This window comes from Streptomyces sp. NPDC058086 (assembly GCF_042885015.1).
In the GTDB taxonomy this organism is placed as follows: Bacteria; Actinomycetota; Actinomycetes; order Streptomycetales; family Streptomycetaceae; genus Streptomyces.
In genome coordinates this window covers 1-19,476 of sequence record NZ_JBHVST010000096.1, presented here as the reverse complement: position 1 = coordinate 19,476, position 19,476 = coordinate 1, and the positions used below count along the sequence as shown (strand labels likewise).

The window sequence follows — 19,476 nt, the reverse complement described above, 5'->3', positions numbered from 1 at the left end:
GTAACCGTACGTCAGCCGAACGCCCGTTCAGCGGCGCCACAACCTCGCGGCGCGTCGGCCGCCGCTCCACACAACCCCGCCTCCGATATTCCGGAGCCGGGGCTCTCTTGCTCAGTCCGAGCCCGGACCGGCGATGCGTTCGACACGTGGCTCGGCGAGCCTGGCGTAGTCCGCCCCGGACATGGCCAGCGAGCGATCAAGGCGAGCGGCGTTGAAGTAGAGACACGGTCGCGCGACGACGTCCGGATCCGCGACGAGTTCGAGTGCGGGGTCGAAGCTGAAGGGCAGAACGGTACCTGGGACGGCATGGGCCAGTCGCTCCGCGGTGGCCGCGTCGCAGAATCCGACGTAGCGGGCCGCGAACAGCGTGCGGATGGCGTTGAGGTCCACACGCCGGTCCCCCGGGACGACCGCGAGCACGTGGCGAGTGACCCGCCGGTCGACCTTGACCAACAGGACGAGGCACTTCGCGGCCTCGGACACCGGGTGCCCGCGCAGTGCGCTGACCGTCTCGGTGGTGCCTTCCGGTTCGTGGTCCATGAGTTCGTACGCGGTCGCGGTGCTGTCGAGCAGGCTGATCAGACGCTCGTAGGTGCCGTTGTCCGGCATGGGGACTCCTTGATGTGGATGGTGCGGTGGGTGCGTTCGATGTACTGCCCCCAGTACGTTCCGGTGACCATGAGTGCGGCGCCGAGGCCGGTGAGGACGGTGAACCCTTCGCCGCCGAGACAGACGCCGACCACGACCGCCCAGACCGGTTCGGTGCCCAGCAGCAGACTGGCCCGGCTGGCAGAGCTGTTCTGCACCGCCCAGGTCTGGGCGAGGAAGGCGAACACGCTGCAGAACAGGGCGAGATACGCGAGCTGGCCCCAGACCGCGGCATCGACCCGAGTCAGCGTCGGTAGGGCGCTCGCGGCGGGCACCACGAACAGCGCCGAGCCGACAGCCGTCTGGACGGCCGTGAGCTGCAACGGCCGCACGACGCGGCCCTGCGTGAGCCGCCCCACGAGCGCGACATGCGCCGCGCGCACCACCGCGGCGGCGAGCATCAGCAGGTCGCCGATCCCGGGAGTGTGGAAGCCGCTGCCGGACATGAGCAGTGCGACGGCCACCAGACACACACCCGTGGCGGCGAAGAAGCGCGGAGGCAGCCGTCCGTTGTCCGTCGTGCGGTCCAGCAGTGGGGTGAGCACGATGGTGAGGCTGATGATCAGGCCGGCGTTGGCCGCGCTGGTGTGCGCGACACCGTACGTCTCCAGAATCAGGACAGCGGCCTGAGTGACCCCCAGCACAGCCCCGACACGTATTTCTTCCCGCGTGCAGCGCTCCTTCCGGCGGCGGGCGGCGACGAGGGCGAGGCAGGCGATCGCGGAGATCGCGTACCGCGCGAACAGCACCACCAGGACCGGCAGGGCATGGGTGGCCGTCTTCGCGGCCAGGTAGCTGGAGCCCCAGACGATGGCGACAAGCAGAAGCACTGCGTCAGTGCGGCGAGTGTGGAACACGCCCCTACGCTGCACTGTTCTCACCTTGAAGCCAAGAACGATGTTCTTCAGCAATCCTGAAGCATCACTACACTGAGCAGGTGAACGAACGGCAGTTGCAGATCTTGCGGGAGCTCGGCGAGTCGGGAAGCGTGACCGCCACCGCCGAGGCGTTGCTGATGACACCCTCGGCGATCTCCCAACAGCTGCGGCTGTTGCAACGCTCGATCCCCGTCCCTCTCACCGAACGCGACGGCCGGCGGCTGGTACTCACCGATGCCGGGCAAGCCCTGGCCCGTGCCGCGATCGAGGTGGAGACCGCGATGGCCACGGCACGCCACGCGATCGACGAGTTCGTCGACCAGCCGGACGCGGGCGTATCGATGGCGGCCTTCCACAGCGCGGCCTCCGCGTTCTTCCCGCTCCTGCTGCTCGGCCAGGCAGGACCTGGACGCCCACGGCTCTCGCTCGCCGACGAGGACGTCGCGCAGGACCACTTCCCCGGACTGACCCGGGACTACGACCTCGTACTCGCCCACCGTCTCGACCAGGCGCCGCCGTGGCCGGCCACGGTCACCGCCGACACGCTGCTGCGTGAACCGCTGGACATCGCCCTGCCGGCCGGCCACCCACTGACCGCCAAACGACGTCTGACCCCGCGCGACGTCGCGGACCAACCCTGGATCACCGTGCACGACGGGTTCCCGCTCATGGCCACCATCGACGCCATCGCGAGCGCCGCGAACCGCCGGCTCGACATCGTCCATCGCATCAACGAATTCTCGGTGGTCGCCGAAGCCGTCGCCGCCGGAGGGGGCCTGGCCCTCATGCCCCGCTGGACCACGCGCCCACACCCGGCACTCGTCCTCAGACCTCTCAGCGGCGTGCACACCCGACGCCACATCGACGTGCTCCACCGCCCCGAACGTGCCGCACGAAGAGCCGTACGAACGGTGCTCACCGAACTCCACCGGGCAGCGGTGACGATCCAGCGGCGGGACGGCGGCGCGGTTCCGGCATGAACGCCGTCGTGCGCGTCGAAGCAGCTGACCGGACCGGTCAGGATTCGAGAAGCGCCCGTCAGTGAGCCGCGGCTACCGTGACGTCCGTGGACATCGCGATCCACGCCCCGACACAGGAAGACCTGACGTTACCCTCGGGGCTGGTCGGATCCAGCCAGGCGACGCCGACGGAGTCCGCGAAGGCGGCCCACTCGACAGATGGAGACACGATGAGCATGGCCCCGAGGACGGACACGCAGTCGCCTGCGCCGCACGTTGCCGACAGCCACGACCTGATCCGCGTGCACGGCGCACGCGAGAACAATCTCAAGGACGTCAGCATCGAGATCCCGAAGCGCCGCCTGACGGTGTTCACCGGCGTGTCCGGCTCGGGCAAGAGCTCGCTGGTGTTCAACACGATCGCGGCGGAGTCGCAGCGGCTGATCAACGAGACGTACAGCGCCTTCGTGCAGGGCTTCATGCCGACACTGGCGCGGCCCGAGGTCGACGTCCTCGACGGGCTCACCACCGTGATCACCGTCGACCAGCAGCGGCTGGGCGCCGACCCCCGCTCCACCGTCGGCACCGCCACCGACGCCAACGCGATGCTGCGCATCCTCTTCAGCCGGCTCGGCAAGCCGCACATCGGCTCGCCCAAGGCGTTCTCCTTCAACGTCGCCTCGATCAGCGGAGCCGGCGCGGTCACCATGGAGCGCGGCGGACAGACCGTGAAGGAGCGCCGCAGCTTCAGCATCACCGGCGGCATGTGCCCGCGCTGTGAGGGCCGTGGCTCGGTCTCCGACCTCGACCTCACCCAGCTCTACGACGACTCCAAGTCGCTCTCCGAGGGCGCGATCACCGTCCCCGGCTACACGGGGGGCGGCTGGAACTCACGGCTCTACAGCGAGTCGGGCTTCTTCGACCCGGACAAGCCGATCCGCAAGTTCACCAAGAAGGAACTGCACGACTTCCTCCACCGCGAGCCGACCCGGATGAAGATCGCGGGCATCAACATGACCTACGAGGGACTGGTCCCGCGGATCCAGAAGTCGATGCTCGCCAAGGACCGGGAGGGCATGCAGCCGCACATCCGGGAGTTCGTGGACCGGGCGGTCACCTTCACCACCTGCCCCGAGTGCGACGGCACCCGGCTCAACGAAGGGGCCCGGTCGTCGAAGATCAAGCGGATCAGCATCGCCGACGCCTGCGCGATGCAGATCAGCGACCTGGCCGAGTGGGTCCGCGGTCTCGACGAGCCGTCGGTGGCCCCGCTGCTCACCGCGCTGCAGCAGACCCTCGACTCGTTCGTGGAGATCGGGCTCGGCTACCTCTCGCTCGACCGGCCGGCGGGCACGCTGTCCGGCGGCGAGGCACAGCGCGTCAAGATGATCCGCCACCTCGGCTCCTCCCTCACCGACGTCACCTACGTCTTCGACGAGCCCACCATCGGCCTGCACCCGCATGACATCCAGCGGATGAACGACCTGCTGCTGCGGCTGCGGGACAAGGGCAACACGGTGCTCGTCGTGGAGCACAAGCCGGAGACGATCGCGATCGCCGACCATGTCGTCGACCTCGGCCCCGGCGCCGGTACGGCGGGCGGCACCGTCTGCTTCGAGGGCACCGTCGAGGGGCTGCGGAGCGGAGGCACCATCACCGGCCGCCATTTCGACGACCGGGCCGTCGTCAAGGAGACCGTGCGCAAGCCCACCGGCACGCTGGAGATCCGCGGCGCGAGGACGCACAACCTGCAGGGCGTCGACGTCGACATCCCGCTCGGGGTGCTTGCCGTCGTCACCGGCGTCGCCGGCTCCGGCAAGAGCTCGCTCGTGCACGGGTCGATCCCGGCCGGCGAGGGCGTGGTGTCGGTCGACCAAGGCGCGATCCGCGGCTCGCGACGCAGCAACCCGGCGACGTACACCGGACTGCTCGACCCGATCCGCAAGGCGTTCGCCAAGGCCAACGGCGTGAAACCGGCCCTGTTCAGCGCCAACTCCGAGGGCGCCTGCCCCACCTGCAACGGCGCCGGCGTCATCTACACCGACCTGGCGATGATGGCCGGCGTCGCCACCACCTGCGAGGAGTGCGAGGGGAAGCGGTTCCAGGCATCGGTGCTCGACTACCACCTCGGCGGCCGCGACATCAGCGAGGTGCTCGCGATGTCGGTGACCGAGGCCGAGGAGTTCTTCGGCGCCGGCGAGGCGGCGACGCCGGCCGCGCACAGGTTCCTGACCCGGCTCGCCGACGTCGGCCTCGGCTACCTGACCCTCGGTCAGCCCCTCACCACCCTCTCCGGCGGCGAGCGACAGCGGCTCAAGCTGGCCACCCACATGGCGGACAAGGGCGGCGTCTACGTCCTCGACGAACCGACCGCCGGTCTTCATCTCGCCGACGTCGAGCAGCTGCTCGGTCTGCTCGACCGGCTCGTCGACGCCGGCAAGTCGGTCATCGTCGTCGAGCACCACCAGGCGGTCATGGCGCACGCCGACTGGATCATCGACCTCGGCCCCGGCGCCGGCCACGACGGCGGCCGACTTGTCTTCGAGGGCACCCCCGCCGACCTCGTCGCAGCCCGCTCCACCCTCACCGGCAAGCACCTCGCGACCTACGTCGCCACCTGACGCCGGCCCTCGCTCGACGGTGTTCTCGACGTCAGCCCCTGATCAGACAGAAGGGATGCCCGGCCGGAGCCTGACGCCGTTCGGCGAAGTCACCGTTGGACTTGGGGTGAAGCTCAAGCCCGGTGGCTTGCTGATAGAACGCGGCCGGTGTCTCTGGACCGGCGCAGTCGAGTGTGATCGCCGTGAGTTTCATCTGCGGGGGCATGGCAACTCCGTAACACCCATTTTCGGTGCCGCCGGTCCCGCTCGACCCCGCATGGGCGGGTGGCCTCTATGAGTCCGGTCGGCGGCGGCACTACCGTGGTCGGCGTAAGGGTGTAATCACATGACTGCTGACCCCCTGGTGACGCGATGTGTTGGAGTGCGACGGCCGACCTGGCCGCCGGTGTCGGGATCGCCGCGGTCGGGGTGGCCTGTGTGGCGCGGGTGCGGCGGGCCCGTGACCTGCCGCTGGCCGCGCTGCCGTTGATCCTCGGGGCACATCAGATCGTGGAGTCCGTGGTCTGGGACTCCGGCGGGGGCACGGGCCCCGCCACCGTCGCCTGGGCCGTCATCGCGCTGCCTCTGCTCGCGGTGTGGGTCCCGGCCGGAGTGATGTGGGCGGCGCCCCATCACGCCCGGGGCAGGCTGACGGTCCCCCTGGCGATCGGCCTCGCGACCGCCGCCGCACTCGCGTACGCCCTCGTGACCCGTCCCGTGCGAGCGGAGGTTCGCGGCCACACCCTCGGCTACTTCGTGCATCTGGACCATCCTGAACTACTCGTCGCCGGCTACCTCCTGGCCACTGTCGGCTCGCTCCTGCTCTCCGGTGACCGTGGGCTTCTGCTGCTCGGGGTGCTGATGGGCACGGGCGCGCTGACCTGCTGGGTGCTGTGGGAGCTGGAGTTCGTGTCGACCTGGTGCGCGTTCGCGGCGGTGGGTTCGGTGGCGCTGTTCGGCTGGGTGCGTCGGCGCCACATCGGGCCGGACACGGGGCGCTGACAGACACGTCGTGCGCGGCCCGCACGGCCGTTGACGTCGTTCAACCGATCGGTTGAACGCGGGTTCCACCGCCCGCGCGTCCTCCGCTCCGTACGGACGACGCGCGGGGTCACGCCACGGCGCCAGAATCGCCACTGACCATGGCGCCGCGTTCCTTCCCGCCGAGGTCCTCACCCCCCATCAGAGAGGCCCACAGAGTGTCCAGTTTCCTCAGCAGACGACGCGTACTTGCCACCGGAGCAGGCGCAGGCGCCGCGGCCCTCGGCCTCGGAGCGTTCGGCGCCGCGGCCGGCCCCGCCGCCGCTGCCTCGCCCGCCGGGTCCCGGCGGGCCGGCGGAGCCGAGGAGACCAGGACGCTCGACGAGCTGTACCGGGCCGCCCTGGCGGACGGCGGCAAGCTCGTCATCTACGCCGGCGGAGACACCCCGACACAGCAGGACGGCACCAAGGCCGCCTTCCTCAAGCGCTTCCCGGACATCGACCTGAAGCTCATCGTGGACTACAGCAAGTACCACGACGTCCGCGTCGACAACCAGTTCGCCACCGACACCCTGGTCCCCGACGTCGTACAACTTCAGACGCTCCAGGACTTCACCCGCTGGAAGGAGCAGGGCCGCCTGCTGCCGTACAAGCCGGCCGGATTCTCCCAGGTGTACGACGGCTTCAAGGACCCGCACGGCGCCTGGGTCGCCATCGGCGCGATCGGCTTCAGCTTCCTGTACGACGTCGCCGCGGTCGGCGCGGACGCCCCGAAGACCCCGCTCGACCTGGTCGACCCGAAGTGGCAGGGGAAGATCGCCTCGTCGTACCCGCACGACGACGACGCGGTCCTCTACCTCTACAGCCTGTACGCGCAGAAGTACGGCTGGGACTGGGTGGCCGCGCTCGCCCGGCAGGACGTGCGGTTCGCCCGCGGCAGCAACTCCCCGGGGGACGCCGTCTTCGGCAAGCAGAAGGCGATCGGCATCGGCACGGCGGGCACGCTGACCTCCCCGGCCACCTCTCCCGCGAAGTGGGTCGTCGCCGACGGACACCCCTTCATGGCCTGGGGTCAGCGCGCCGCCGTCCTCAAGCAGGCCAGGAACCCGACGGCCGCCAAGCTGTACCTCAACTGGCAGCTGTCCACCACCCAGCAGCAGGCGTCCTTCAACGGCTGGTCGGTACGGACCGACGTCACGCCCGCGGCCGGTCTGAAGCCGATCTGGGAGTACCCCGACGCCCACATCGACGGCTTCCCCCGTTTCATGGCCGACCGCGCGGCCGTCGAGCGCTGGAAGCAGACCTTCGCCCTCTACTTCGGCGAGGTGAAGGGCGACCCCACGCCGGGCCGACCCGGCCTGCACCCGGGGGCGTAACCGCTGGTGGCGTCGCTGGTCTCCGTACTCCGGTCGGTACGGAGACCGGCAGTCCCGCTCTTCACATCGGCCCTACAGGTGACGGATAGACTCGGACGCCCTGTCCGACTGGATCAGTCCGCCCAAGGGGATCTGCCGTGCCCGACCGCGCTCCACTGACCCCTCGCGGCAACCGGCCCACCCTGGAACACGTTTCGCACCTCGCCTTCTTCCTCGTCGTGGGCGCCGGACTCGTGCGCCTCGCCCAACTCGAGATACCCCTGTGCTGGTACATCGTGACCGTCAGTGGGCTGCTGGCCGTGGCGTACGCGGGCGGGTTCGCCTACTGGGACCGGCTCGGCCCGCTCGGCCGGCACCTCTGGATCCCGCTGCTGATCCTGCTGTGGACCGCCCTCGTCTTCCTCGCGCCGTCACCACTGACGACGGCCTACGTCTGGTGTGCCGTCCCGCTGGCCTGCGCGGCCCTGCGCGTGCTCGGCCGCCGCTCCGCGATGGTCTCGGTCGCCGTGATCACCTTCGTGCTCGTCGACGCGCTCGTCCAGTCCACGGGCCGGTTCGACCCGGAGGTCGTCCTCGTTCCGGTGGCGGCCGTCTGGGGAACCGTCGCCCTCTACCGGGGCCAGCAGCGGGACGCCGCGATCCGCCAGCGCCTCGTCGAGGAACTGCGGGACACCCGGGACACGCTCGCGCGGCAGCAACGCCAGGCGGGCGTGCTGGCCGAACGCACCCGCATCGCCCGCGATCTGCACGACACCCTGGCCCAGGAACTCGCAGGCAGCCTGATGCTGCTCCAGGCGGCCGAGCGCGACTGGGACGCGCGGCCGGAGGTGACGCGGACCCGTGTCCGTGCCGTGGCCGACGGCCTGGACGGCAACCTCGCCGAGACCCGCCGGATGATCCGGGACCTGACCCCGACCACCGTCGCCGAGGCCGGCCTCGAAGGCGCGCTGCGGCTGCTGTGCGACCGTTCGCGTCAGGAAGGTGCCGCGGCCCGGGTGCGGTTCCGCTCGCTCGGAACGCATCAGCCCGTCCTCGACGACCAGGCCGCCACCACCCTGTTCCGAATCGCCCAGAACGCCCTGGCGAACGTACGCGAACACGCCCACGCGGTGAACGTACTGGTCACCTTCCACCGGCACCCCGATCGTGTCGAACTCGAAGTGAGCGACGACGGAGTCGGTTTCGACCCGGCCGACACGTTCGCGGGCGAGCGCTCGCCAGGCGCCGTCCGGACGGACCGCGGATTCGGCCTTCCGGCCGCTCGGGCGCGCCTGCGTGAGTGCGGGGGCGACCTCGACGTCAGCAGCGCACCCGGCCGGGGTACCAGGATCCGTGCCTCGGTGTCCGCGCGGTCCCGGCCGCGGCCGGTCGAGCCGTCGTTCACACCGGCGACCGTCCGATGAACGCCGCACCGCTGCGCGTGCTGATCGCCGACGACCACACCGTCGTACGCGCCGGACTGCGGGCCCTGCTGGAAGGCGAAACCGACATCGACGTGATCGCGGAGGCGGGCAGCGGCGAGGAAGCGGTCCGTCTGGGTGCCCGGTTGGTCCCGGACGTCGTGCTGATGGATCTGCGGTTCGCCGGACCCGGCCACAGGATCGACGGCGTCGAGGCGGCCCGTCGGCTCGGCGCCCAGGCGCCCGGTGTGGCGGTGGTGATGCTGACCAGCTACGCCGGACGAGCCGATGTCGTCCGCGCGTTGGAAGCGGGTGCGCGCGGCTACGTACTCAAGGCGGGGCCGCCGGAGGAACTGTTCCAGGCGGTGCGCACCGCGGCGGCGGGCTCCATGGGACTCGCCGCGGAGGTCGTCGGCGAACTCGTCGGCCAAGTGGTCAACCCGGACCAGGACTTGAGCCATCGCGAGATCGAGGTCGTCCGGCTGCTGGCCGCGGGGCGCAGCAACCGGGCCATCGCCGAGGCGCTGTACCTCAGCGAGGCCACGGTCAAGACCCACCTCGTGCGCGTCTATCGCAAACTCAAGGTCGACAACCGGGCGGCGGCAGTGTCGGAGGCCGTGCGCAGGGGACTGCTCGAACTCACCTGACACACAAGGAATTGGCATTGCAAGGCAGTTCACGCGGCCGACGAGGCATCCGTCTCCGTGTCCGCCCGGAGCGTCACGGGCGGGCACGGAGACGGATGTCGCCGCAGGGCTAGGAGCCGGTCACGTCGGACACCGTCCACCGTTGGTTGGAGCCGGAGTTGGGCGTCCAGATCGTGACGGCGGATCCGTCGGCGGTGGCCTGGCCGCCCACTTCCAGGAGCCTTCCGGTGGCGGCGTTGACGAGGGTCCAGGTGCCGTCACCGGTCGTCGACATGATCCACTGCGTGGCCGCGTCACGAGGGCCGGTGTCCGCCTCCAGGACCGGGGCGCCGTCGCGTACGGCCAGCCGCTTGCCCTCCACCGGGTTGGTGAACACGTACCGCTGCCGGTTGCCGGTCTGGCCGCTGATCTGTCGCAGCTGCCACCGCTGGCCGGTGACCGTCGCCGCGTCCGTGCCGGCCGTCTTGATGACGAGCTTGCCGCCGTCGTCCGTGACGGTGAGCGCCTTGCCGCTCTGGACGCCGGTCAGGGAGTAGGTGTGGCCCTTCTTCAGCACAGCGGCGTCCTTGGCCACGCCCGACACGCCCTTGACGACGAAGGAGGTCACGGACTGGGCGGGAACGGTGAAGGTGGCCCGGCGGTCGGTGACCGCGACGGGGGTCTGGCGTGCCAGCTTGCCGTCGGCGCTGGTCACCACGGGAGTCACCGTCGCGCCCCGCGCGATGTGGCCGAACCTGGACAGGTCGATGGTGACCGTACGCGCACTGGTGGTGCTGTTGACGTGGACGACGGTCGCCCCGTTGCCGCTCTTGGAGACCGCGGCGGCGCTGGACGTGTCGTCGGTCTTGATCAGCCGGTCGCCCGGCTTGATGTAGTGGGTGAAGTTGCGGGCGGTGTCGAACTTCGTGTTCGTGTGGATGGGGCAGGTCGCGAGGGTGTCCGCGGAGGTGCAGCTGAACGGGAGCTGGATGCTGCCCCAGTTGCCGCCCTTGGCGGACTCACCGCCCGGCTTCATGTTGTCGTAGTCCTCGACCCGCTGCCAGAACACCCAGGCCCTGGGCTCGAGTTCGCGCAGGTCGTCGACCATCTGCTGGGCAAGACCGAGGCCCGGCCGCATGTCCGTGAAGCTCTGGCCGTCGCCCCAGTCGCCCTCGACCTCGCTCATCCACAGCGGCTTGTCCGCCGCCTTGGCCAGGTCGCGCACGCTGGTACGGCCACCCGTTCCGTAGGTGTGGACGTTCAACTGGCCGACCAGGTCACGCACGTCCTGGGGGTACGTGTTCCAGTTCTGCGTGAAGAGGCTGGGGTTCGTCTCGTCCATCGCGGAGATCTTCGTGCCGGTCTTCGCCTTCTTGAGAGCGGGGGCCAGAGCGCGGATCACCTGCTGCTGGAGCTCGGGGCCGATGTGCGCGCCCTCCTGGCGGCCGCCGACCGGCTGCCCGTCCGCTCCCAGACGCGTACCCCAGTAGTTGGTGTTCGGCTCGTTGAACGGGTCGAGGGTGTCGACCTTGATGCCGCTCGCCTTCTCCAGCCGCTTGGTCGCGCCCGCCAGATAGGCGGCGAAGTCGTCGACGGAGTCGGCCTTGAGCTGGTCGGCGGAGGAGTTGAAGCCGCCGGAGACATAGCCGCTGGTGGTCATGAACCAGGGCGGCGAGTTGCTGAACGTCTCCCAGTGGGTGATGTCCTTCTTGATCCGGTCCACCCACCAGCGCTGGGTGGCGTCGGCGTTCGGGTTCCAGTCGGCCGCGTCGTCGGCGCTCCACCAGTCGGTGTCCGTACGGGTGGTGCCGTCCGGGGCCTTCCACCAGCCCTCGACCGCTCCGCCGGCCCGCAGGTAGTTCTTGACGTCGGGGGCGTTGCCGCCGCCGATGTTGTAGCGGGCGATGTTGAGGTTGAGGCCGTCGTCGCCGAACAGGAGCTTGGCGAGCTTCTCGCGGATCGGCGCCGGGTAGTTGCCGGTGGCGTTGGCGAACCAGACAAGGCTGGTACCCCAGCCCTCGAAGCTCTGCTCCTTGTACGAGGGATCCGGCCGGACGGTCACGGACGCGGCTGCCGCCGGCGCGGTCTCCGCGCTCGTCGGCGGGGCGGTGACCAGGGCTGCGCCGGTGGCCAGTGCGGTGCCTGCGATGGTTCCCAGAAGCCGTCTTGTGCGGGTACGGCGTGCCAACGTGTGCTCCCAACTCGTAGGTGGTCGCTGCGATGGACCGGCGTGCCCCCGGGTGGGGACACGCCGGCTCAACCCTCGAACGGGGGGCCGTGCTCGCTGTTCGAGGGCCGTCAGAGGGCGGGCTGCCGCAGTACGGCGACATCCCGGGGGGAGAGGACGACGGTGCCGTCGTCGTCCGTACGGCCGACCAGCAGGTCTCCGGTGAGTCCGGTCAGCGGCACCGTCTCGTCGGTCCGGTTGACCAGGAACAGATAGCGGCTGTCCGCGCTCCGGCGCACGATCAGCTCGACGCTTCCCCGCGCGTCGTCCGGCAGCTCACTGCGCACACCGGCCGGGTCGAGCAGCTTGGGCAGCAGGGCGGTGAGACCGTCCGTGCCGAGCCGGGTGGAGACGTACGCGGCCGAGCCCTGGCCCGTCGGACGCCGGGTGACGGCGGGGCGGTCGGCGTACGTGCCGCCACGGTAGTGGGCCAGCACCTCCACCGCGGGGTCGGTGACGCTGATCCGATCGGTCCACAGGGTGCCGGTGGCGGCACCGTCCACGCCGTCCAGGTCGACGTCGACCGTCTCGGCGTCGAGCAGCGGGCCGAACTCCTCGATGCGGATGCCGAGCAGCTCGCGCAGGGCGCCCGGGTAGCCGCCGAGCCAGATGTGATCGTTCTCGTCGACGACACCGGAGAAGTACGTGGTGACCAGGTGGCCGCCGTTCTCGGCGTACCGGGTGAGCTCCTTGGCGAGCGGGGCGGGCATGACGTGCAGCACCGGCGTGATCAGGACCTGGTAGCGGTCGAGTTCGGACTGCGTGGTGACGACGTCGGCCCGGATGCCGAGGGCGAGAAGCGCGGAGTACCAGTCCAGCGCCTCCTGCCGGTAGCTGAGCTGGGCGGTGGGGTGGGAGTCCTGCTCGCTCGCCCACCACGAGTCCCAGTCGAAGACGATCCCGACCCGGGCCGGCTCACGCTCGGTCCCGGCGACCGGAGCGAGGGTCTTGAGGGTCTGTCCGAGGCCGGCCACCGCGCGGAAGACCTCGCTGTCGGCTCCGGCGTGCGGCACCATCGCCGAGTGGTACTTCTCGGCGCCTGCCGCCGACTGGCGCCACTGGAAGAAGCACACCGCGTCGGCGCCGTGGGCGACGTGCACCAGCGAGTCACGGGCGAGGTCGCCCGGCCGCTTGGCCACGTTGATCGGCTGCCAGTTGACGGCGCTGGTGGAGTGTTCCATGAGGAACCACGGACGGCCACCGGCGATGCCGCTGACGAGGTTGGCGGAGAAGGACAGCTCGTCGCGGTCCTGCGGGCCGGGCACCACGTAGTGGTCGTTGGAGACGAAGTCGATCTCGGCGGCCCAGTCCGCGTAGTTCATGCCCTTGGTGTTGCCCATCACCATGAAGTTGGTGGTGACCGGAACGTCGGGCGTGAGCTCGCGCAGCACGTCCCGCTCCGCGCGCAGATGGTCCTTCAGCACGTCGGAGGAGAAACGCTTGAAGTCCAGCTGCTGGGTGGGGTTCGGGTGGGACGCGGCCAGCCGGGGCGGCAGGATCTGCTCCCAGTCGCTGTAGCGCTGGGACCAGAACGCCGTTCCCCAGGCGTGGTTGAGAGCGTCGAGGGTGGTGTAGCGGGAGCGCAGCCAGTCGCGGAAGGCGCGGGCGGCGTCGTCGGAGTAGTCGTAGACGTTGTGGCAGCCCAGCTCGTTGGAGACGTGCCAGGCGACCAGCGCGGGATGGTTCGCGTACCGCTCGGCCATCTTGCGCACCAGGCGCAGCGCGTGCTCGCGGAAGACGGGCGAGGTGGGACGCCAGTGCTGGCGCGCCCCGGGCCACAGTGTCTCGCCGGAGGCGGTGACCGGAAGGATCTCCGGGTACGCCGTGCTGAGCCAGGGCGGCGGGGAGGCGGTGGCGGTGGCCAGGTCGACCCCGATGCCCCCCGCGTGCAGCAGGTCCATGACCTCGTCGAGCCAGCCGAAGTCCCACTCGTTCTCGGCGGGCTGGATACGGGCCCAGGAGAAGATCGCCACGGAGACGATGTTGACGCCCGCCTCCCGCATCAGCCGGATGTCCTCCTCCCACACCTCGCGTGGCCACTGCTCCGGGTTGTAGTCGGCGCCGTAGGCGAGGCGGGGGGTGGAATCACCGTCCGGCCCGTGCCGCAACTGGGACAGGAGGGTGGAGATCATGGTGGTCCTTCCGGTTACTGCACGGGGTGGCGCGAGGTGCGTGGTTGCTTCCGGGCGGCCGCCGCTGAGCGCCTGCTGCTCAGCGGCGGCTCCCGAGGGGAATGCCGGTTACTTCGAGACGGTGAAGCCCTGCTCGTTGCCGTACTTGATGGAGGCGTCCTGCCAGCTCTTCAGGCCGTCGGCCAGCTTGGTGCCGGAGATGTAGGCCTTGCCGACGGTGTCGTTGAAGATCGAGTTGGCGTACTGCTGGAAGGGCAGGTACGACCAGTCGCTGGCGACGTTGGCGGCGGACTCGGCGAAGATCTTGTTGGCCTCCTGGCCGCCGAAGTAGTCGAACTTGGTGTTCTGGAACTCGGTGGACTGGAGCTCCGCCTTGGTCGCCGGGAAGGCGCCCTGCTTGATGCGGGTCTGCACGCCGTCGCCGGAGTTGGCGTACTCGACGAACGCGTAGGCGAGTTCCTTGTTCTTGCCCAGCGCGGGCAGAGCGAGGGAGCTGCCGCCGTTCTCCGCGCTTGCCTTGTCACCCTTGGTCCACTGCGGCATCGGGGCCGCGCGCCAGTCACCGGAGGCGTTCGGCACGCCGGAGACGAAGTTGGCGGGCATCCAGGCGCCGGTGGTCAGGGTGGCGATGGTGCCGTCGCCCAGGCCCTTGTACCAGTCGTCGGTCCAGCCGTTGATGGGTGCGACGAGCTTCTCGTCGATGAGCTTCTGCCAGGTGTCGGTGTACTTCTTGGCGCCCGCGTCCTCGAAGTTGACCGTCACCTTGGTGCCGTCGACCTTGTAGGGGCGCGAACCGGCCTGCCACAGCATGCTGGTGGTGAAGCCCGCGTCGCCGGCGTCGTTGGCGATGTAGACCTTGGGGTCGGCCTTGTGCAGCTTGCGGGCCGCGTCGACGTACTCGTCCCAGGTGGTCGGGACGGCGATCTTGTACTTGTCGAAGACCTTCTTGTTGTAGAACATCGCCATGGGGCCGGAGTCCATCGGCAGGCCGTAGACCTTGTCACCCTCGCTCACGGCGTTCCACGGACCCGGGGTGTACTTGGCGGCGAGCTTGTCGGCGCCGTAGGGGGCCAGGTCGCTGAGGCCCTTGGTGAGGGAGTACTGACTCAGCGCGAAGTACTCGACCTGCGCGACGTCGGGGACGCCCTTGCCGGCCGCGATGGCGTTCGACAGAGCGGTGTAGTGCTTGTCACCGGACCGGTCGCTGACGAGGTTGATCTTGACCTTGGGGTACTTCTTCTGGAAGTCGGCGGCAACCGTCTTCAGCGTGGGCTCCCAGGCCCAGACCGTGACCGAGCCGCCCTTCTTGAGGGCAGCCTGGATGTCCGCGGCGGAGACCGCCTTCTGGCCCGAGCTGCTGTCGTCGGAGCCTCCGCAGGCGGTCGCCCCCAGGGCGAGGACGGAGAGGAGAGCGAAGCCGCGCAGCAGGCGGCCGGTGGTTCTGCGCATGGAGGTGCTTCCACTTCTTCGTGGGCGGGACTTCTTATGGGTGGGACAGGGTGAGGGTGAAAGAGGTGAGGCTGCGGGGGGTGGGGGCCTGAGGGCGGGCTATTCCTTGACGCTTCCGGCGGCGAGCCCGGACTGCCAGTACTTCTGCAGCAGCAGGAACGCGGCGATCAGCGGCACGATGGTGAGCAGCGAACCGGTGATCACCAGGTTGAAGATCACGTCGCCACCGATCGTCTGGGCCTGGGAGTTCCAGGCGTCCAGGCCCAGGGTCAGGGGGTACCAGTTCGGGTCCTTGAGCATGATCAGCGGCAGGAAGTAGTTGTTCCAGGTGGCGACCGTGGTGAACAGCAGGACGGTCACGGTGCCCGGGGCGAGCAGCGGCATGGCGACCTGGAAGAAGGTGCGGATCTCGCCCGCTCCGTCGATGCGGGCGGCCTCCATCAGCTCGGTGGGGATGGCCTCGGTGGCGAAGACCCACATCAGGTACAGACCGAAGGGCGAGACGAGTGAGGGGATGATCACCGCCCACGGCGTGTCCGTCAGTCCCATCTTGCTGAACATCAGGAAGGTGGGCACCGCCAGGGCCGTGCCCGGGACAGCGACGGCACCGATGACCACGGCGAAGACGGCGCGCTTTCCGGGGAAGTTGAACTTCGCCAGCGCGTAGCCGCCCAGGATCGCCAGGAGGGTCGCGCCGCCGGCGCCGAGCACGACGTACAGCAGGGTGTTCAGCAGCCAGCGGACGAAGATGCCGTCGTGGTACGTGAACGTGTCGTGGATGTTTTCCCAGAGGGCGAACTTGTGGCTGAACCACAGGCCGGACGAGGTGGCGAGCCCGTCCTGGGTCTTGGTGGCGCTGATGATCAGCCACACCAGGGGCACCACGGTGTAGAGCATGATCAGGCCGGTGAGCACGGTCAGCAGAATGCTGCGCTTGGGGCGCCCGGGCGTGTGCTTGCGTCGCGTGCGCAGTCGGGGCGTGTTCTTGGAACCGCCGGACTCGGCGGACGGGGGCGGGGAGGCGGTGGTGACGGGGCTGCTCGTGCTGCTCATCGGGTCACGCTCCCTTGCGCATGCCGCGGAGCTGCACGACATAGGCGATGACCATGGTGATCAGCCCCATGATGATGGCGACCGCCGCGGAGTAGTTGTGCTGCTGTCCGTTGAAGGACAGTGAGTACGTGTAGTAGTTCGGGGTGTAGTCCGTCGTGATGGCGTTGCGTGCCAGGGGCCGCAGGATGCTCGGCTCGTTGAAGAGCTGGAAGCTGCCGATGATCGAGAAGATCGTCGCGATGACCAGGGCGCCGCGGATGGCGGGGAGCTTGATGGCCGAGATGATGCGGATCTGCCCGGCGCCGTCGATCTCCGCGGCCTCGTACAGCGAGTTCGGGATGACCCGCAGCGCGGAGTAGAAGATCAGCATGTTGTAGCCCACGAACTCCCAGGTGACGATGTTGCCGATCGACGCCAGGACCAGGTTCGCGGAGAGCGGGTCGGGCAGGGTGACGTCGAAGGCGCTGTTGATGTCACCCACCAGGCCGAACCGGGTGCCGTACATGAAGCCCCACATCAGGGTGGCGACCACGGCGGGCACCGCGTACGGCAGGAAGATCGAGATCCGGAAGAAGTTCCTGCCGTACAGACGGCCGCTGTCCAGCGCGAGTGCGACGAGCAGGGCGATCCCCAGCATGATCGGCACCTGGATCAGCAGGAACAGTGAGACCCGCTCCAAGGAGGACCAGAACTGGTCGTCCTGGAGAGCCTGCTTGTAGTTGTCCAGGCCGACGAAGGACGTTCCCCCGATGAGCTTGTCGCGGAAGAGGCTGAGGTAGATCGAATAGGCGATCGGAGCCAGGAAGACGAAGGCGAAGACCACCGCGAAGGGGCCGATGAACCCCCATCCTGTCCAGGAGCGGCGGTCCCTTTTCGGAGGCCGGTCCGGGCGCCGTGGCACGGCCGCAGGGGGTTGAAGCGTCGTCATGTCGTTCCTCGCTCGTCCATCTCGGAACCGGCGTCTCACGCCGTCGCGATGTTTACGTAAACATGCCGTCCCCCTTCGCGTCGAGGGCTGTTATGTTTACGTAAACATCTGATGGCGGCATGTCTACACTGCGCCAATGTCGGTGGTCAAGGGTCGTCTGACGAAACGGCGACCCGGGCAACAAAGGAGACGGGTGGACACTGCGGACAGTGCCTCGACGGGGACGGAACGGTCCCGCGGGCGCAAGGGAAAACGGGCGGTGGGTCGCACGCAGACCGCGTCCATGGCGGATGTCGCACGCCTGGCCGGGGTCTCCTCGCAGACGGTCTCCCGCGTCTCCAACGGTTACGCGGGTGTGAACGAGGAGACCCGTGAACAGGTGCTGGCGGCGATGAAGGAACTGGGCTACCGGCCCAACAGCGCAGCCCGGGCCCTCAAGCGCGGTGAGTTCCGCACCATCGGCGTCATCACCTTCAACCTCTCCACCACGGGCAACATGCGCACCCTGGAGGCGATCGCGACCTCCGCGGCGCAGGAGGGCTACGCCGTCACGCTGCTGCCGGTCGCCGTGCCCACCCAGGACGAGGTGCGCGGCGCCTTCTCCCGGCTCGGGGAACTCGCCGTCGACGCCGTCATCGCCATCATGGAGGTGCATCTGCTCGACGCGGCGACCATCTCACTGCCCCCGCATGTGCAGGTCGTCGTCGCCGACTCGGACGCGGGCGACCGCTACGCGGTGGTCGACACCGACCAGGCCGGGGGAGCCCGGGCCGCCGTACGCCACCTTCTGGACCTCGGCCACAGCACGGTCTGGCATCTGGCCGGGCCCGAGGAGTCCTTCGCGGCGCAGCGCCGCACCGATGCCTGGCACGCCGCCCTGACCGAGGCGGGCCGCGTCCCGCCGCCTCTCGTGCGCGGCGACTGGTCGGCGGAGTCCGGCTACCGCGCGGGCCTGCGGCTCGCCGACGAGCGCGACTGCACGGCGGTGTTCGCCGCCAACGACCAGATGGCACTGGGCCTCCTGCGGGCCCTGCACGAACGCGGCCGGAAGATCCCCGACGACGTCAGCGTCATCGGCTTCGACGACATCCCCGAGGCCGGCTCCTTCCTGCCGCCGCTGACCACGGTCCACCAGGACTTCGCCGAGGTGGGACGCCTGTGCGTCGAGGGTGTCCTGCGGCGGATGCGCCACGGCGGGCCGGAACACGGCACCACGCTCGTCCCCACGAAGCTGGTGGTGCGGGGGAGCACGGCTCCGCCGTCCGGGGATGCGTGAGGTTCCCTGCCGGGTCGTGGGGGCGGTTGACGGCGTCGATCGGCGCTCGAACCGTCTGCCGGTGGGCAAAGGCCGCATGGAATGATCGCGATCGCCTTCATGACACCTGTGCCGAGAGCCGAGCGAGACCGAGTGGCACCGAGTGGCAGGGATTCCGTGACCGCCGACGGCCGGTGGCGGCCAGGCCGTCCTGACCCGCACGCGAGGGTCCGGACGGTCTCCCGCTACCGCTGTGCGATGGCCTTGAGCCAGTCCTCGACGGCGACGACATCCGCCCACTGCGGGAACAGCTTTTCGGTGAGGATCCGGTGCACCTCGGGGTCGGTGTCGAGGCAGGCATCCGCCAGGACGGTGAGGTCGAAGTCCAGATCGATCGCGTGGCACAGGGTGGACAGCACCACACCGCTGGTGGCGATGCCGGTGAGAACAAGGCTGTCGATGTCACGAGCCCTGAGTACCAGGTCGAAGTCGCTGCCCGAGAACGCGCTCCCACGCCTCTTGGTGACCACGACGTCGCCCTGCTGGGGCGCGATGTCGTGGTGGATCTCGGTGCCGGGGTCGCCCTCGGTGAACAGGCCGGCCCGCACTGCGGCGGTGAGCACCCTGTTGCGAGTGCTGACTTCCGGATCGCCCGGCCGTAACTCGATGACCACGTAGATCACGGGGATACCCGCCGCGCGGGCACCGTCGATCGCACTGCGCAGACGCGGCAGATATCCGGAGCCGTCGTCCGCGATGCCCACGATGTCGCGCTGGACGTCCATCGTGATCTTGCAGGGTATCCCCGGCTTCAGCCGGGGAGGGAATGCATCCTAAGACTGCTCTGACCTGCACTTTAGAGCGGGCGATTCTGCTGCTCGATGTACTGACGGATTACCGTGAGCGGTGCGCCACCGCACGAGCCTGCGAAGTAGGAGCGGGACCAGAACACCGAGCCCATGCC

Annotated in this window: 17 protein-coding genes; 7 read left to right on the top strand and 10 right to left on the bottom strand. The window is 69.3% G+C overall.

Annotated features, from left to right (window positions below; all coding sequences use genetic code 11):
• Nucleotides 1–111 precede the first annotated feature (111 nt).
• Nucleotides 112–609, bottom strand: coding sequence for a YbaK/EbsC family protein (locus ACFVWD_RS44850; protein ID WP_389603890.1), 498 nt, complete (start codon nt 607–609; stop codon nt 112–114).
• Nucleotides 579–1,505 carry a DMT family transporter gene (locus ACFVWD_RS44845; RefSeq protein ID WP_389603889.1) on the bottom strand — a complete coding sequence of 309 codons (927 nt, stop codon included), beginning with the start codon at nt 1,503–1,505 and terminating at the stop codon, nt 579–581. Before ACFVWD_RS44845 ends, ACFVWD_RS44850 begins: the two co-directional genes overlap by 31 nt.
• Nucleotides 1,506–1,585: 80 nt before the next feature.
• Here ACFVWD_RS44845 and ACFVWD_RS44840 point away from each other — a divergent pair, with 80 nt between their 5' ends.
• Together ACFVWD_RS44840 and ACFVWD_RS44835 are read left to right on the top strand one after the other, a co-directional pair.
• Nucleotides 1,586–2,506, top strand: a complete 921-nt coding sequence (locus ACFVWD_RS44840; protein WP_389603887.1) for a LysR family transcriptional regulator — start codon at nt 1,586–1,588, stop codon at nt 2,504–2,506.
• 209 nt (nt 2,507–2,715) lie between these two features.
• The gene (locus ACFVWD_RS44835) at nt 2,716–5,106 is read left to right on the top strand and encodes an ATP-binding cassette domain-containing protein (protein WP_389603885.1); all 2,391 of its coding nucleotides are present in this window, start codon (nt 2,716–2,718) and stop codon (nt 5,104–5,106) included.
• A gap of 31 nt (nt 5,107–5,137) precedes the next feature.
• Here ACFVWD_RS44835 and ACFVWD_RS44830 read toward each other — a convergent pair whose 3' ends face one another.
• Entirely contained in the window at nt 5,138–5,311 is a 174-nt protein-coding gene (locus ACFVWD_RS44830) for a hypothetical protein (RefSeq protein WP_389603883.1), read from the bottom strand.
• Between the two features lie 146 nt (nt 5,312–5,457).
• Between ACFVWD_RS44830 and ACFVWD_RS44825 the strand changes: the two genes are divergently transcribed.
• The 4 genes from ACFVWD_RS44825 (at nt 5,458) to ACFVWD_RS44810 (ending at nt 9,489) form a co-directional block, all read left to right on the top strand.
• Nucleotides 5,458–6,087, top strand: coding sequence for a DUF6629 family protein (locus ACFVWD_RS44825; RefSeq protein ID WP_389603882.1), 630 nt, complete (start codon nt 5,458–5,460; stop codon nt 6,085–6,087).
• 197 nt (nt 6,088–6,284) lie between these two features.
• On the top strand, nt 6,285–7,442 hold the full coding sequence (locus ACFVWD_RS44820) for an ABC transporter substrate-binding protein (RefSeq protein WP_389603880.1): 1,158 nt from the start codon (nt 6,285–6,287) through the stop codon (nt 7,440–7,442).
• A 137-nt stretch (nt 7,443–7,579) separates the two neighbouring features.
• Nucleotides 7,580–8,845 (top strand): sensor histidine kinase, encoded by a 1,266-nt coding sequence (locus tag ACFVWD_RS44815; protein WP_389603878.1) that lies wholly within the window; start codon nt 7,580–7,582, stop codon nt 8,843–8,845.
• Entirely contained in the window at nt 8,842–9,489 is a 648-nt protein-coding gene (locus ACFVWD_RS44810; protein WP_389603876.1) for a response regulator, read from the top strand. Before ACFVWD_RS44815 ends, ACFVWD_RS44810 begins: the two co-directional genes overlap by 4 nt.
• Before the next feature lie 109 nt (nt 9,490–9,598).
• Here ACFVWD_RS44810 and ACFVWD_RS44805 read toward each other — a convergent pair whose 3' ends face one another.
• The 5 genes from ACFVWD_RS44805 to ACFVWD_RS44785 form a co-directional block, all read right to left on the bottom strand.
• Nucleotides 9,599–11,656 (bottom strand): RICIN domain-containing protein, encoded by a 2,058-nt coding sequence (locus ACFVWD_RS44805; RefSeq protein ID WP_389603874.1) that lies wholly within the window; start codon nt 11,654–11,656, stop codon nt 9,599–9,601.
• A 110-nt stretch (nt 11,657–11,766) separates the two neighbouring features.
• Entirely contained in the window at nt 11,767–13,827 is a 2,061-nt protein-coding gene (locus tag ACFVWD_RS44800) for a beta-galactosidase (protein WP_389603872.1), read from the bottom strand.
• Between the two features lie 108 nt (nt 13,828–13,935).
• On the bottom strand, nt 13,936–15,276 hold the full coding sequence (locus ACFVWD_RS44795; RefSeq protein WP_385368881.1) for an ABC transporter substrate-binding protein: 1,341 nt from the start codon (nt 15,274–15,276) through the stop codon (nt 13,936–13,938).
• A gap of 99 nt (nt 15,277–15,375) precedes the next feature.
• A complete protein-coding gene (locus ACFVWD_RS44790; RefSeq protein ID WP_389603870.1) occupies nt 15,376–16,329 on the bottom strand; it encodes a carbohydrate ABC transporter permease in 954 nt (317 codons plus the stop codon).
• A gap of 4 nt (nt 16,330–16,333) precedes the next feature.
• A complete protein-coding gene (locus ACFVWD_RS44785) occupies nt 16,334–17,257 on the bottom strand; it encodes a carbohydrate ABC transporter permease (RefSeq protein WP_389603868.1) in 924 nt (307 codons plus the stop codon).
• A gap of 283 nt (nt 17,258–17,540) precedes the next feature.
• On the opposite strand from ACFVWD_RS44785, the gene ACFVWD_RS44780 reads away from it, so the two are divergent.
• Nucleotides 17,541–18,533, top strand: a complete 993-nt coding sequence (locus ACFVWD_RS44780) for a LacI family DNA-binding transcriptional regulator (RefSeq protein WP_168501554.1) — start codon at nt 17,541–17,543, stop codon at nt 18,531–18,533.
• A 224-nt stretch (nt 18,534–18,757) separates the two neighbouring features.
• On the opposite strand, the gene ACFVWD_RS44775 is transcribed toward ACFVWD_RS44780, so the two are convergent.
• Together ACFVWD_RS44775 and ACFVWD_RS44770 are read right to left on the bottom strand one after the other, a co-directional pair.
• A complete protein-coding gene (locus ACFVWD_RS44775; RefSeq protein ID WP_389603866.1) occupies nt 18,758–19,297 on the bottom strand; it encodes a cysteine hydrolase family protein in 540 nt (179 codons plus the stop codon).
• 71 nt (nt 19,298–19,368) lie between these two features.
• Nucleotides 19,369–19,476, bottom strand: a 108-nt coding sequence (locus tag ACFVWD_RS44770) for a transposase (RefSeq protein ID WP_389603910.1), incomplete at its 5' end; no start/stop codon positions are given.